The sequence below is a fragment of the Mycobacterium sp. genome, assembly GCF_035314905.1.
Taxonomy (GTDB): Bacteria; Actinomycetota; Actinomycetes; order Mycobacteriales; family Mycobacteriaceae; genus Mycobacterium.
In genome coordinates this window covers 1-13,108 of sequence record NZ_DATFYW010000021.1, presented here as the reverse complement: position 1 = coordinate 13,108, position 13,108 = coordinate 1, and the positions used below count along the sequence as shown (strand labels likewise).

At 67.8% G+C, this 13,108-nt stretch carries 15 protein-coding genes; 12 read left to right on the top strand and 3 right to left on the bottom strand.

Annotated elements, in window-relative coordinates:
• Nucleotides 1-79 precede the first annotated feature (79 nt).
• The 11 genes from VKG81_RS01780 to VKG81_RS01730 all read left to right on the top strand — a co-directional run bounded on the left by VKG81_RS01780 (nt 80) and on the right by VKG81_RS01730 (nt 9,348).
• The gene (locus tag VKG81_RS01780; protein WP_324389162.1) at nt 80-1,261 is read left to right on the top strand and encodes a L,D-transpeptidase; all 1,182 of its coding nucleotides are present in this window, start codon (nt 80-82) and stop codon (nt 1,259-1,261) included.
• An 85-nt stretch (nt 1,262-1,346) separates the two neighbouring features.
• Nucleotides 1,347-1,586, top strand: a complete 240-nt coding sequence (locus VKG81_RS01775) for a hypothetical protein (RefSeq protein WP_324389104.1) — start codon at nt 1,347-1,349, stop codon at nt 1,584-1,586.
• A 229-nt stretch (nt 1,587-1,815) separates the two neighbouring features.
• Nucleotides 1,816-2,535: a lytic transglycosylase domain-containing protein gene (locus VKG81_RS01770; RefSeq protein ID WP_324389102.1), complete on the top strand. Its 720-nt coding sequence runs from the start codon at nt 1,816-1,818 to the stop codon at nt 2,533-2,535.
• Between the two features lie 153 nt (nt 2,536-2,688).
• On the top strand, nt 2,689-3,324 hold the full coding sequence (locus VKG81_RS01765) for a TetR/AcrR family transcriptional regulator (RefSeq protein ID WP_324389101.1): 636 nt from the start codon (nt 2,689-2,691) through the stop codon (nt 3,322-3,324).
• A 76-nt stretch (nt 3,325-3,400) separates the two neighbouring features.
• Entirely contained in the window at nt 3,401-3,550 is a 150-nt protein-coding gene (locus VKG81_RS01760; RefSeq protein WP_324389171.1) for a hypothetical protein, read from the top strand.
• A gap of 37 nt (nt 3,551-3,587) precedes the next feature.
• The gene (locus VKG81_RS01755) at nt 3,588-4,526 is read left to right on the top strand and encodes a class I SAM-dependent methyltransferase (RefSeq protein ID WP_324389099.1); all 939 of its coding nucleotides are present in this window, start codon (nt 3,588-3,590) and stop codon (nt 4,524-4,526) included.
• A 1-nt stretch (nt 4,527) separates the two neighbouring features.
• Nucleotides 4,528-5,454 carry a class I SAM-dependent methyltransferase gene (locus tag VKG81_RS01750; protein WP_324389097.1) on the top strand — a complete coding sequence of 309 codons (927 nt, stop codon included), beginning with the start codon at nt 4,528-4,530 and terminating at the stop codon, nt 5,452-5,454.
• Entirely contained in the window at nt 5,451-6,383 is a 933-nt protein-coding gene (locus tag VKG81_RS01745; RefSeq protein WP_324389095.1) for a class I SAM-dependent methyltransferase, read from the top strand. The genes VKG81_RS01750 and VKG81_RS01745 overlap by 4 nt, the downstream gene beginning before the upstream one ends.
• Before the next feature lie 80 nt (nt 6,384-6,463).
• The gene (locus tag VKG81_RS01740) at nt 6,464-7,885 is read left to right on the top strand and encodes an aldehyde dehydrogenase family protein (protein ID WP_324389160.1); all 1,422 of its coding nucleotides are present in this window, start codon (nt 6,464-6,466) and stop codon (nt 7,883-7,885) included.
• Between the two features lie 48 nt (nt 7,886-7,933).
• On the top strand, nt 7,934-8,797 hold the full coding sequence (locus VKG81_RS01735; protein ID WP_324389093.1) for an SDR family oxidoreductase: 864 nt from the start codon (nt 7,934-7,936) through the stop codon (nt 8,795-8,797).
• A 68-nt stretch (nt 8,798-8,865) separates the two neighbouring features.
• Nucleotides 8,866-9,348: a DUF456 domain-containing protein gene (locus VKG81_RS01730; RefSeq protein ID WP_324389157.1), complete on the top strand. Its 483-nt coding sequence runs from the start codon at nt 8,866-8,868 to the stop codon at nt 9,346-9,348.
• Here VKG81_RS01730 and VKG81_RS01725 read toward each other — a convergent pair.
• Nucleotides 9,341-10,132 (bottom strand): tyrosine-protein phosphatase, encoded by a 792-nt coding sequence (locus tag VKG81_RS01725; protein WP_324389155.1) that lies wholly within the window; start codon nt 10,130-10,132, stop codon nt 9,341-9,343. The two genes, VKG81_RS01730 and VKG81_RS01725, sit on opposite strands and share 8 nt — an antisense overlap.
• 8 nt (nt 10,133-10,140) lie before the next feature.
• On the bottom strand, nt 10,141-11,352 hold the full coding sequence (locus tag VKG81_RS01720; RefSeq protein WP_324389153.1) for an acyl-CoA dehydrogenase family protein: 1,212 nt from the start codon (nt 11,350-11,352) through the stop codon (nt 10,141-10,143).
• A 63-nt stretch (nt 11,353-11,415) separates the two neighbouring features.
• Between VKG81_RS01720 and cynS the strand changes: the two genes are divergently transcribed.
• Nucleotides 11,416-11,883: a cyanase gene (gene cynS / locus VKG81_RS01715; RefSeq protein WP_324389092.1), complete on the top strand. Its 468-nt coding sequence runs from the start codon at nt 11,416-11,418 to the stop codon at nt 11,881-11,883.
• Here cynS and VKG81_RS01710 read toward each other — a convergent pair.
• Nucleotides 11,880-13,025: an acyl-CoA dehydrogenase family protein gene (locus VKG81_RS01710; RefSeq protein ID WP_324389091.1), complete on the bottom strand. Its 1,146-nt coding sequence runs from the start codon at nt 13,023-13,025 to the stop codon at nt 11,880-11,882. The genes cynS and VKG81_RS01710 overlap by 4 nt on opposite strands.
• Between the last annotated feature and the right edge of the window lie 83 nt (nt 13,026-13,108).

Below are 13,108 nucleotides of genomic sequence, written 5' to 3'. Positions count from 1 at the left end.
CGTTTCCACGAACTCCGATCGCCGCGCGCGCCTGTTCGGACTTACCACCGTTCTCGTCGTGCTCGCGGTGCTCGCCGCAATGGACGGCGCTTCGCTGCCGAAATGCGCGGCGGGCTGCAGACTCGTCGCGGCCGCGCGGTCGGCCGCACCACTGCCGTCGCCGGCCATCGTCACGATCACCCCGGGGCGCGACGCCCACGATGTCGACCCGGCGGGCCGGGTGCTGGTGACGGCGGCCACGGGCGTGTTGACCAGCGTCGCGATGGTCAACGACTCAGGCAAGCCGATCCCGGGGTTCATGACACCGGGCAGCACATCCTGGAAGCCCGCGACTCCGCTCGGCTACGGCCGCACCTACACGATCATCGCAACCAGCCGCGGACCGGGCGGAGTTCTCTCGACCCAGGTCTCCGCGTTTTCCACGGTGACGCCGGGCAACCAGACGGAGGCGTACCTGACCGACACCTCCGGCGCGAGCCTGCAAGAGGGCGGCAGATACGGCATCGGAACGGTGATCGTGGCCCACTTCGACGAGCCGATCGGTGACCGGGCGGCCGCGGAGCGCCGGCTGGCGGTGACGACCTCGCCACCCGTACCGGGGTCCTGGAATTGGGTCGACAACCAGCATGCGCACTGGCGTCCGGAGCACTACTACACGCCCGGGACCGTGGTGCGGGTCGCGGCGAACATCTACGGCGCGGCACTGGGTGATGGGCTGTACGGTCAAGACGACAGCCAGGTTTCGTTCACCATCGGCGACGCGCATGTATCCATCGCCGATGACAACACCAAGCAGGTCAGCGTCTTCGACGGCGGCAGACTGGTCCGCACGATGCCGACATCGATGGGGATGGGCGGGACCGAGGAGATAGCCGGACGGACACTGTCGTTTTGGACCCCGCCCGGCGTCTACACCGTGATGGACAAGGGAAATCCGGTGGTGATGGACTCCTCGACCTTCGGGTTGCCCATCAACTCCCGCCTCGGATACCGCGAGACGATCAGGTACGCCACCCGGATCAGCACCGACGGGATCTATCTTCACGAACTCGATGCCACGGTGTGGGCACAGGGCAACACCGACACGTCCCACGGTTGCCTAAACCTCAACGCCGACAACGCCAAGTGGTTTTTCGACTTCTCCCAACCCGGCGACGTCGTGGAAGTCCACAACACCGGTGGCCCGACGCTGCAAATCTGGCAAAACGGCGACTGGAACGTTCCGTGGGACCAGTGGAGCAAAGGCAGCGCGGTGGGCTGATCCCCTCCCCGGGTTTCGCGGCGCCGGCAACGGGTAGGCGGTTGACACCGGCTCAGCGAGACCGACGATGCGAGGAGGTTGCGCCGTGAAAGGCACCACCAGGGACATCGGTACGCAAAGTGCCGGCACCGACGACGCAGGAGCTGCTGCCGAAGGCCCTCCGCACCGGCTCCGGTTGTGGGTAAACTGGATATTGGCCCTGCTCGCCGTCCCGGTTGCGGTCCTCGTGCTGATCTTCGGCATCGGGACTGTGATGAGTACATCCGGATGCAGCAACCATCCCTGTCAGGGCCCCAGCGGCTCGGTCTTCGCGCTCCTGTTCTAGGGCGCCCCGATCATCGCCGCGCTCAGCATCGTCATTTCGTTCTTCACGGCAAGGCGCGGATGGGCTTCGTGGTGCCGATCTGCGGGTTGGTGCTGCTCGGTGCCGACATCGTCGTGATGGCGGTGTCGTTCCGAACCTAGGCGCACGGCGAATCCCGAGGGGAAAAGCCCCGACGTCTTAATATCTCGTGCGACGATGAGGTGACGACGCTCATCGTTTGGGAGAGTCCATGTCACCTGCCCGTTGGCTTCGAGCAGTCGCCCTGGTCAGTCTCCTGGCGACGCTGATGGCGTCGGCGTGCTTGTGGTCTCCGACCATTCCGATACCTGAAGTCGTTCCGCCGTCGGGTGACCCGGTGCCCAACATCGACACCCATGTCCACGGTCGCCCGGCTGACCAATTGCATTCGTGGGCCGCTGCCCGCGCTCCCGCCCTCGGCATGCCCGTTCTGGCGCTGGAGGCGTATGCCTACGCGGCCAAGGTCGCGCAGGTGGAGAACGAGAGGTGCCATCTGGGCTGGACGACGCTGGCCGGCATCGGCATGGTGGAGAGCCACAACGGCACCTATCGTGGGGCGACGATCGCGCCGAACGGCGACGTCCGCCCCCCGATCCGGGGTGTGCGCCTCGACGGCTCACGTGGCAACCTGCGAATCGTCGACGATCCGCCCGACGGCGTACCGGTGTACGCGCGCGCGATGGGGCCGATGCAGTTCATTCCCGAAACGTGGCGGCTGTACGGAGTCGACGCGCACAACGACGGCGTCGTCTCTCCGGACAACCTCGACGACGCCGCGCTGTCGGCCGCGGGCTATCTGTGTTATCGCGGCGGCGACCTTTCCACCCCGCGAGGGTGGATGGCGGCATTACTCGCCTACAACAATTCCAGGTTATACGCCCGCACCGTCCGCCGATGGGCGATCGCCTACGCGTCCGGCCATGCGCTCTAAGGCCAAAACCGTTGCCGGGCAATTCTGTTGGGACTGAAGTCTGGTTATTCACAGACGCGGCTTCACAAGACGAATTCCGGCACCGCCTCGCTCAGGCCGGCCGTCGCATTCTGCAATTCTCAAGAATTCCAGATGTGTTGGCAGAATGCGTGCGTGTCGTCGGCGACGAGGGGGCCAGGGCGACCCCCCGGAGCGAAGGCTGCAGAAACTCGCGAGCGCATCGTTCGTGCGGCTCGACAGGTCTTCAGCGAACTCGGATACGACGCGGCCACGTCCCAGGAAATCGCGGTTCGCGCCGACCTGACCCGGCCAGCGATCAACCATTATTTCAAGAGCAAACGAGCGCTCTATCAGGAGGTAATCGAGGCCACCAATGCCATGGTGGTAAGCGTCGGCGTCCAAAAGGCATTCGAATCGGACACACTGATCGGACAATTGTCGGGCTTCGTCTACGCGGCAACCCAGGCCGACGCCCGGGACCGTTCTGCCGCAGCATTTCTCGTCACGTCCGTGCTGGAATCGCAACGCCATCCGGAGCTGCGCCAGGCGCCGAAACACGACGCGCTCCGCAACACGCGCGAATTCCTGCTGTGGGCGGTCAACGGAGCGATCGAGCGGGGCGAGCTGCAGACCGACGCCAGCGCCGGGGCGCTCGTCGAGATGCTGGTGTCGATGCTGTGGGGTATGGGGTTCTACGCCGGCTTCGTCGGCAGCCACGAGGAGCTCGAGGTCATCACCGAGCAGTTCCGGTTGCTGCTGAAGGGCCAGCTCTGGGACCTCAAGGGCTAGAACCTGCGCCACCGGCGTGATCTCCGGCACACTAGCGTCTAGCACACCTAACCGGTTCGGTAGGATGGCTCATGAGATGAGCGAGCCAGAAGCCATGCCCGGCGACGTCCGGTGCATCCGCGCCGACGGCGCCGGGGAGATGGCCCGACTGGGCCGGCGGGTGCCGGCGGACCTCGCCGAGGAAGCCGTCAACAGCGAACTGCTTCGCGCCCGGCTGGGCACGTAGCCGGTCGCCACCGTAATCTCTGTAGAGCAGGAGCGCGATGAGCACGATGCGTACCCATGACGACACGTGGGACATCACGACCAGCGTCGGGATCACCGCGGTGATGGTCGCCGCCGCCCGGGCCGCGGAAACCAAGCGGCCGGACGCGCTGATCAACGATCCGTACGCGCAGATCCTGGTGTCCGGCGCGGCCACCGGCGTCTGGGAGCACATGCTCGACGACACGTTCGCCGACAAGCTGGCTGGGATCGACGCCGAAGCTGCCGCGATGTTCGAGCACATGCGCAGCTACCAGGCCGTCCGCACACACTTCTTCGACACATTCTTCGCCGACGCCACCGCGGCCGGCATCCGTCAGGTGGTGATCCTGGCCGCGGGTCTCGACTCGCGCGCCTACCGCATTGCGTGGCCGCCGGGAACGGTGGTCTACGAGATCGATCAGCCGAAAGTGCTGGAATACAAGGCCGCAACGCTGGCCGCGCACGACGCGCGGCCCTCTGCGCAGCGTCGCGAGGTCGCGGTCGACTTGCGGTTCGACTGGCCGGCCGCGCTGCGCGGCGCGGGCTTCGACCCCGCCAGGCCGACCGCATGGCTGGCCGAAGGCCTGCTGATGTATCTGCCTGCCGACGCCCAGGACCGGCTTTTCGAGCAGATCACCGCGCTCAGTGCAGACGGCAGCCGGATATCCGTAGAAACCGTCGGCAGCCACTCGTCCGAGCGGCGAGACGCGATGCGGGAGAGATTCCAGCGGATCTCCGACCAGCTCGGCATCCCACAGACCGTCGACGTGCAGGATCTGACCTACGACGACCCCGAGCGCGCCGACGTCGCAGAGTGGCTCGACCGCCACGGCTGGCACGCGCACGCGGAGCCATCGCAAGACGTGCAGCGCAGGCTCGGGCGCTACATCGCGCTGCAGGCCGCCGACGACGACGCGTTTGCGACGTTCGTGACCGCCGAACGCGGAGGACGATGAGGTGATGACGACGCGCACCGACGACGACTCATGGGACATCGCGACCAGCGTGGGATCGACCGCGGTCATGGTGGCCGCGGCGCGGGCAGCCGAGACCGCAAGCGACAGCCCGCTGATCCGTGACGAGCTCGCCGCCACCCTCATCGGCACGCCGGAACTGACGGACCTGCTGACCCGGATGGCGTCGACCTTCGAAAGCGATCCGCAAAACGAAGCCATCTACCGGCACATGGTCGACTACCAGGCCGCGCGCACCCATTTCTTCGACGCGTTCTTCGCGTCGGCGGCAGACGCGGGCATCCGCCAGGTGGTGATACTGGCCGCCGGCCTCGATTCGCGGGCGTATCGGCTCGCGTGGCCGGACGGCACCACGGTGTATGAGGTGGATCTGCCGAAGGTACTCGAGTACAAGTCGGCGACCCTGGCCGCGCACGGTGTGCAGCCGACGGCAACCCGCCGGGAGGTGGCGCAGGATCTGCGCCAGGACTGGCCGAAAGCGCTACGCGACAACGGGTTCGACCCCAAACTACCGACCGCGTGGCTGGCGGAGGGGCTGCTGCTGTTCTTGCCCGGGCAGGCACAGGACCGGATGTTCGTGGACATCGTGTCGCTCAGCGCTCCCGGCAGCCGTATCGCACTGGAGGTTTGGGCGATCGACGAGCAAGCCAGGCAGGCGATCGAGAAGCAGCGCGAGCGCGCCGAGGAGTTGCGTGAGCGCCTGGGTGACAACGTGTTCGATCCCGGAGACCTGTGGTATCAGGATGACGAACGCTCCGATCCCGCGGAGTGGTTCGCCACGCGTGGATGGAGCACCGAGTCGGTGCACGGCCGCGACTATCTGGCGCAGCTGGGTCGCCCGCTGCCCGAGCAGGTCAACGAGGAGCCACTCGTCATCGGCACGTTCGTGACCGCGGGGTCGCAGCGATGACGCGCAGCGACAACGACACCTGGGACATCGCGACCAGCGTCGGCGCGACCGCGGTGATGGTGGCCCTGGCGCGGGCCAGCGAAACCAACAGCGACGACCCGCTGATCCGCGACGAGTTCGCCGAACCGCTGGTGTCGACGCCGGAACTGGCCGGGGTGCGCGACCAGGTGGCGTCGCTGTACGCCGACTCGGCGGAACAGGCCGACGAATTCGCGATGCGCCAGCAGGAGATGGTGGACTACCAAGCCGTCCGGACGCATTTCTTCGACGACTTCTTCACCGCGGCCGCCGCGGCGGGCATCCGCCAACACGTGATCCTGGCGGCAGGGTTGGATTCGCGCGCCTACCGGCTGGAATGGCCGGCCGGCACCGTGGTCTACGAGATCGACATGCCGGCGGTGCTGGAGTACAAGACCGCCACGCTCGACGCGTGCGGGGCCAGGCCGTCGACAACGCGACGGGAAGTGGCGGTGGACCTGCGCCATGACTGGCCCGCCGCGCTGACCGACGCCGGCTTCGACCCGACGCGGCCGACCGCATGGCTGGCCGAAGGGCTGCTGCCGTTCCTTCCCGGCGCTGCGCAGGAAGCGATGTTCGCCGCGCTCGATGGGCTCAGCGCGCCCGGCAGCCGGGTGGCGGTCGAGGTGTTCGGCATCGAGGACGATCGGCGACAAGAGGCCGAAGAGCGGTGGAAAGAACTGCGGGCGGCGCGCGAGCAGCGCGGCCAGGACGTGTCGTTCCACCCGTTCGAGCTCTGGTACGGAAACGAGGGGCGGCCGGACTGCGCGGCGTGGTTCCGGCGGAACGGCTGGACCACACAGTCGGTGGACGGTCGCGACGAATCGACCCGGCTGGGTCGTCACGTCCGGCTTCCCGACGACGAGCCGGGGTTCTACAACACCTTCGTCACCGCTGAGTCGCCTGCTTGACGGGTATCTACTCGGGCGCCAACCGGTTGGTTAGGATCGCGTTCAGCGGGGCCGCCGAGGACCTCGGGAAGGGCGCAAAGATGACCACCGAATCCGTACCCAATGTCGCTCCGGAATCCCATGTCGCCGCCGCGGCGGCTCCGGTCGCGCAGACCGTCGACCGCCTGCGTCGAACCTTTGCCACGGGGCGCACCCGCGGCGTGGAGTGGCGCAAGCACCAGCTGCGTCAGCTCGAGAGGATGATGACCGAAAACGAACCGGCCATCGCGACCGCGCTTGCCGAGGACCTCGGGCGCAAGCCGTTCGAGGCGTGGCTGGCCGACATCGCCACGACCGGCGCCGAAGCCCACTACGCCGCCAAGAAAGTCCGTCGGTGGATGCGGCGCCGCTACACGCTGCTCGAGCTGTCTCAGCTGCCCGGTCTCGGCTGGATCGAGTACGAGCCTTACGGCACCGTGCTGATAATCGGCGCCTGGAATTATCCGTTCGTGCTCACCCTCGGCCCGGCGGTCGGCGCGATCGCCGCGGGAAACACCGTGGTGCTCAAACCCTCCGAGGTCGCGCCCGCCTCATCGCGGCTGATGGCCGAGCTGGTGCTGCGCTACCTGGACAACGACGCGGTTGCGGTCGTCGAGGGTGACGGCGCCGTCAGCCAGGAACTCATCGCTCAGGGCTTTGACCGGGTGCTGTTCACCGGGGGAACCGAGATCGGCCGCAAGGTCTACGAGGGCGCCGCGCCGCACCTGACGCCGGTGACATTGGAGCTGGGCGGCAAGAGCCCGGTGATCGTCGCCGAGGACGCGGATGTGGACGTGGCGGCCAAGCGGATCGCCTGGATCAAGCTGCTCAACGCCGGGCAGACGTGCGTGGCGCCGGACTACGTGCTCGCCGACGCGAAGATCCGCGACGAGTTGGTCGCCAAGATCGGTGAGGCCATCGAGAAGTTCGAATCCGGGGAGCGCGCCGGCATGCGGATCGTCGACCAGCGTCACTTCGACCGGCTGACCGGCTACCTGGCCGACACCAAGGGCAGGATCGCCGTCGGCGGTCAATCCGACCCGACCGACCTGCGCATCGCCCCGACCGTTGTCGTCGATCCCGATCCCGACGAGCCATTGATGACAAATGAGATCTTCGGCCCGATCCTGCCGGTCATCTCCGTACACTCCCTCGACGACGCCATTCGTTTCGTCAACTCGCGGCCGAAGCCGCTGTCGGCCTACCTGTTCACCAAGAGCCGCGCCATCCGCGAGCGCGTGATCCGTGAGGTGCCCGCGGGCGGCATGCTCGTCAACCACTTGGCATTCCAGTTTTCGACGGCCAGGCTGCCGTTCGGCGGGGTGGGCGCGTCGGGGATGGGCGCCTATCACGGCCGCTGGGGGTTCGAGGAGTTCAGCCATCGCAAGTCGGTGTTGACCAAGCCGACGAGACCCGACTTATCCAGCATGATCTACCCGCCGTATACAGAGAAGGGCTGGAAGCTCGCGCGCAGGCTGTTCTGAGCGCACCCGCCAACCGCGCCAGGCAAGAAAGCCCGAGAAAGGAACCTGATGCCAGGAGTGCAGGACCGTGTCATCGTCGTCACCGGTGCCGGCGGGGGGCTTGGCCGCCAGTATGCGCTGACCCTGGCCAAGGAAGGGGCCAACGTCGTCGTCAACGACCTGGGCGGCGCGCGCGACGGCACCGGGGCCGGCTCAGCGATGGCCGACCAGGTAGTGGCCGAGATCCACGAGGCGGGCGGCCGCGCCGTGGCCAACTACGACAGCGTCGCCGACTCCGAAGGTGCCGCCAAGATCATCCAGACCGCGCTCGACGAGTTCGGCGCGATACACGGTGTGGTCAGCAACGCCGGGATCCTGCGCGACGGGACGTTCCACAAGATGCCGTTCGAGAACTGGGACGCGGTGCTGAAGGTGCACCTCTACGGCGGCTACAACGTGACCCGCGCGGCATGGCCGCATTTCCGTGAGCAGAGCTTCGGGCGCGTCGTCGTGGCCACCTCGACCAGCGGACTGTTCGGCAACTTCGGGCAGGCGAACTACAGCGCCGCCAAGCTCGGCCTCGTCGGGCTGATCAACACGCTGGCCCAGGAAGGCGCGAAGTACAACGTCCACGCCAACGCGGTGGCGCCGGTCGCCGCGACCCGGATGACCGAGGACATCCTGCCGAAAGAGGTGCTGGAGAAGCTGAAGCCCGAGTACGTCGCTCCGGTGGTGGCCTATCTGTGCACCGAGGAGTCGACCGACAACGGCGCGGTGTTCATCGTCGGCGGGGGTTCGGTGCAGCGGATCGCGCTGTTTCAGAACGAGGGCCCGAAGTTCGAGACCCCGCCGTCGGTGGACGACATCGCGGCCCACTGGCGGGAGATCAGCGACCTGTCCGGCGCCAAGCACGCCACTTTCAGCCTTGGCTAACTGCGCGTGAAAGCTGTTGTAGCACAAGAGCTTTCTGGCGGCGTCATGGGCAAGCTGGTGCTCGAACCCTGAGCACCGGCGGCGTCCTCCTCGTGGGGCTGGTGATCGCGATCGGGCTGATCGCCATCGTCGTGCCGGTGCTGCCCGGCGTGCTGCTGGTGTACACCGCCATCCTGGTGTGGGCGGTGATCGAGCACACGGTCGCGGGGTGGGTGACGCTCGCGGTCGTCACCGCGGCGCTGGGGGCCACCACCGCGGTCAAGTACGTGTGGCCGGTGCGGCGCCTGCGCCGGGCCGAGGTGCCGTCGCGGAGCGTGATCGCCGGCGCGGCGCTGGGCATCGTCGGCTTCTTCGTGGTCCCCGTGCTGGGCCTGGTGCTCGGCTTCGTGCTCGGCGTGTATCTGGCCGAACTGCTGCGGTGTGGTGATCAGCGGCGGGCGTTCGGCTCGACCCTTCATGCCGTAAAGGGTGCGGCACTATCGATGGGAGTGGAGCTGGCCGGGGGGCTTGGTGCCGCCGCGATATGGCTTGGCGCCGTGGTTCTCACGTAAGCAGCGCGGTGCGCAGCGCGCCGAGGTCGTCGGCGGACACACCGGCGGCGCGCAGGTACGCGTCCAGTGATCCGTAGTTTTCGTCGATGGTGCGCCGCGCCGCGTCGAGGTATTCCTCGCGGACACCGAGCACGTCCTCGGACAGCCGGGCCTCGGCGAACGTGGCGGCCTCGGGCGTCATTCCCGACCCGGCCCGCTGGCTCATCATGTCGAGGATGCGGTCGCGAAGTTGGGACACCGCGTCGTTGCTGCGCAGGTAGTCCGCAATGATCGCGTCGCGGTCGACGCCGACCGACTCGAGCACCACCGCGACCGTGAAGCCCGTGCGGTCCTTGCCGGCAAAGCAGTGCGTGATCACCGGGCGCCCGTCGACCAGGAGCGAAATCACCCGCCGCACCGCACGTTGTGCGCCGGGCAGGGTCGGGAAGCGGCGGTACTCCTCGGTCATGAACCGGGCGGCCGCGTCGCTGACCGACTCATCGGTGGGCTGCTCGGTCATCATGCGGTTCCACGCATGTTCGTGCGGTGACTCGCCGTCCGTCTCGGCGGCCAGGTCGGGGAACGGGAGGAGGTGCACCGCGACCCCGCCGGGAACCCGGCCGGGTCCGCGGCGCTCGACCTCGCGGGGCGACCGCAGGTCGGCCACGTCGGTGATGCCGAGCCGCCGCAGTTCGGCGCGACCGTCGTCCTCGAGGGTGCTCAGCTCGCTCGACCGGAAGAACCGCCCGGGCCGCACCCCGGCGGCGTCGGCGACGTCGCGAAAGTTCCAGGCACCGTCCAACATCGGCACGATCAGGTCACCGCCGCAGCGAAAGCGCTCTTCTCCCGGCCGATCTCGGCACGGGCGATGGACCGGATGTGGACCTCGTCGGGACCGTCGAAAATCCGCATCGCCCGATGCCACGAGTACATCCGGGCCAGCGGGACGTCGTCGCTGACCCCGGCGGCACCGAACACCTGAATGGCCCGATCGATCACGTCACAGGCCACCCGGGGCGCGACGGCCTTGATCTGTGCGACGAGGTTGCGGGCCTCCTTGTTTCCGTGTTGGTCGATCGTCCACGCGGCCTTCTCGCAGAGCAGCCGGGCCTGGTCGATCTCGTTGCGCGACTTCGCGATCGACTCCCGCACGACGCCCTGCTCGGCCAGCGGGCGGCCGAACGCGACGCGGCTGCGCGCGCGGTCGACCATCAGCGCCAGGGCGCGTTCGGCCGCGCCGAGTGCGCGCATGCAGTGGTGAATGCGGCCGGGACCGAGCCGAGCCTGCGCGATCGCGAAGCCGCTGCCCTGCTCACCGAGAAGGTTGGCGGCGGGCACCCGCACGTTGTCGTAGACGATCTCAGAGTGGCCGTGCTGGTCCTGCCAGCCGAAAACGGAGGTGGACCGCAAGATGTCGACCCCCGGGGTGGCCACCGGTACCAGGATCATCGACTGCTGCCGATGCGGCGCCGCGTCGGGATCGGTGCGGCCCATCACGATGAGCACCTTGCAGCGCGGGTCCGCCGCACCCGATGACCACCACTTGCGCCCGTTGATCACGTAGTCGTCGCCGTCGCGCTCGATGGTGGTGGCGATGTTGGTGGCGTCGCTGCTGGCCACGGCGGGCTCGGTCATCGAAAACGCGCTGCGGATCTCGCCGTTCAGCAACGGCTCAAGCCAGTCCTTGCGCTGCTGCTCGGTGCCGAACATGTGCAGGATCTCCATGTTGCCCGTATCCGGCGCCGCGCAGTTCACCGCCTCGGGCGCGATCTCGAGGCTCCACCCGGTCAGCTCCGCCAGCGGGGCGTACTCGCTGTTGGTCAGGCCCGAGACGGACGGCAAGAACAGATTCCACAGCCCGCGCTCTTTGGCGAGTTTCTTCAACTCTTCGACGACCGGCGGCGGGGTGTGGTCGCCCGGCCCCTTCTCGATGCGGTACCGCTCGTATTCGGCTTCGGCGGGAAAGACGAACTCGGTCATGAACGCGCTCAGCCGGTTGTGACGGTCGGCCGCCCTGGCCGACATCGCGAAATCCATGCCAGCCACGATAGGCCACCCCGAACCGCCCGAGAATGCGGCTGCTCGGGCATGCTGGCGGGCATGACGAGAGATGAGATCACGGCCCAGATCGTTGCGGCCCGGCTGGCGAAAGGGTTGAGCTGGCAGCGGCTCGCCGACGCGATCGGAAAGCCGGTCGTCTGGACGACCGCGGCGTTGCTCGGCCAGCACCCGATCCCGGCGGAGCTCGGCAACGTCCTCGTCGAGATGCTCGGGGTGGACGCGACCGCGGTGCCGGTGCTGGCCGCGGTGCCGATGCGCGGCGGCCTGCCGACCGCCGTGCCGACGGACCCGACCATCTACCGCTTCTACGAGGTGCTCCAGGTCTACGGCGCCGCGATCAAGGAGCTGATCCACGAGAACTTCGGCGACGGCATCATGAGCGCGATCAACTTCAGCGTGGATGTGCAGAAGAAGCCGCACCCGGGCGGCGACCGCGTGGTCGTGACGCTCGACGGAAAGTTCCTGCCCTACGACTGGACCGCTGCCGAAGGCTAACGGCTGGTGAGCGTGCGTGCGATGACGAGCCGCTGGATCTGGTTGGTGCCTTCGAAGATCTGCATGATCTTGGCTTCGCGCATGTAGCGCTCGACGCGGTAGTCGCGGGTGTAGCCGACGCCGCCGAAGACCTGGACCGCGTCGGTGGTCACTTTCATCGCCGCGTCGGTGGCCACCAGCTTGGCGATGGCCGCCTGGGTCGCATACGGCAGCCCGGCGTCGCGACGTCGGGCGGCGTCGAGGTAGGTCGCCCGTGCGGCCCCGACCGCGGCGGCCATGTCGGCCAACAGAAAGCCCAGCCCCTGGTGGTCGATGATCTTGCGGCCGAACGTCGTTCGCTCGTTGGCGTAGGCGCCGGCCTCATCCAGCGCCGCCTGCGCCAGCCCCACCGCGACCGCGGCGATGCCCAGCCGGCCCGAATCCAGCGCCGAGAACGCGATCTGCAGGCCCCGGCCCTCGTCGCCGATGAGCCGGTCGGCGTCGACATGTGCGCCCTCATAGAACGCCGAGGTGGTCGGCACCGCGGCCAGGCCCATCTTCTCCTCCGGCTTGCCGAAGGACAGGCCGGGCAGGCCGGCCGGAATGAGAAAGCACGACACCCCGCCCGAACCCGGGCCGGTGCGGGCGAACAAGATGTAGAAGTCGGCCCGCCCGCCGTGGGTGATCCACGCCTTGGAGCCGTTGATCAGGTAGCCGCCGTCGTCGGTTCGGGCGGCCGCGCACCGCAGGGCCGCCGCGTCGGAGCCGGCCTGCGGCTCGGAAAGGCTGTAGGCGCCGATCTGCTCACCGGAGCACATGCCGGGCAGCCACCGTTGCTTCTGATCATCGGTACCGAACACGAGAAGCGGGTGACACGACAAACTGTGCACGCTGACCGCCACCGCAATCGCCGCCCACCGGGCGGCGATCTCCTCGAGCACCTGCAGATACACCTCGAACGGCTGATCACCGCCGCCCCACGCCGCCGGCTGCGGCACGCTCAACAGCCCCGCCGCGCCCAACTGGGCAAAGACGCCCCGCGGGTATGTCTCGGCCTTCTCATGCGCGTCCACAACGGGCATGAGAACCTTGTCGGCGATGTCGCGGGTGAGCGCGATCAACTCGGCCGCCTCCGGGGTGGGCAGCAACCGCTCCACGGCCATGCGAGCCCCTTCCTACTAGGGTGTCTGAGCACCCAAGTAAATATCGGATGGGCATACCGCAGGGTGAATCCGGCGGGGGAAGT

Coding starts and splice junctions, on each gene's coding strand:
- VKG81_RS01780 (WP_324389162.1), top strand. CDS start 80: ATGGACGGCGCTTCGCTGCCGAAATGCGCGGCGGGCTGCAGACTCGTC.
- VKG81_RS01720 (WP_324389153.1), bottom strand. CDS start 11,352: ATGTCGGCCAGGGCGGCCGACCGTCACAACCGGCTGAGCGCGTTCATG.
- VKG81_RS01755 (WP_324389099.1), top strand. CDS start 3,588: ATGAGCACGATGCGTACCCATGACGACACGTGGGACATCACGACCAGC.
- VKG81_RS01740 (WP_324389160.1), top strand. CDS start 6,464: ATGACCACCGAATCCGTACCCAATGTCGCTCCGGAATCCCATGTCGCC.
- cynS (WP_324389092.1), top strand. CDS start 11,416: ATGCTGGCGGGCATGACGAGAGATGAGATCACGGCCCAGATCGTTGCG.
- VKG81_RS01760 (WP_324389171.1), top strand. CDS start 3,401: ATGAGCGAGCCAGAAGCCATGCCCGGCGACGTCCGGTGCATCCGCGCC.
- VKG81_RS01725 (WP_324389155.1), bottom strand. CDS start 10,132: ATGTTGGACGGTGCCTGGAACTTTCGCGACGTCGCCGACGCCGCCGGG.
- VKG81_RS01710 (WP_324389091.1), bottom strand. CDS start 13,025: ATGGCCGTGGAGCGGTTGCTGCCCACCCCGGAGGCGGCCGAGTTGATC.
- VKG81_RS01770 (WP_324389102.1), top strand. CDS start 1,816: ATGTCACCTGCCCGTTGGCTTCGAGCAGTCGCCCTGGTCAGTCTCCTG.
- VKG81_RS01745 (WP_324389095.1), top strand. CDS start 5,451: ATGACGCGCAGCGACAACGACACCTGGGACATCGCGACCAGCGTCGGC.
- VKG81_RS01735 (WP_324389093.1), top strand. CDS start 7,934: ATGCCAGGAGTGCAGGACCGTGTCATCGTCGTCACCGGTGCCGGCGGG.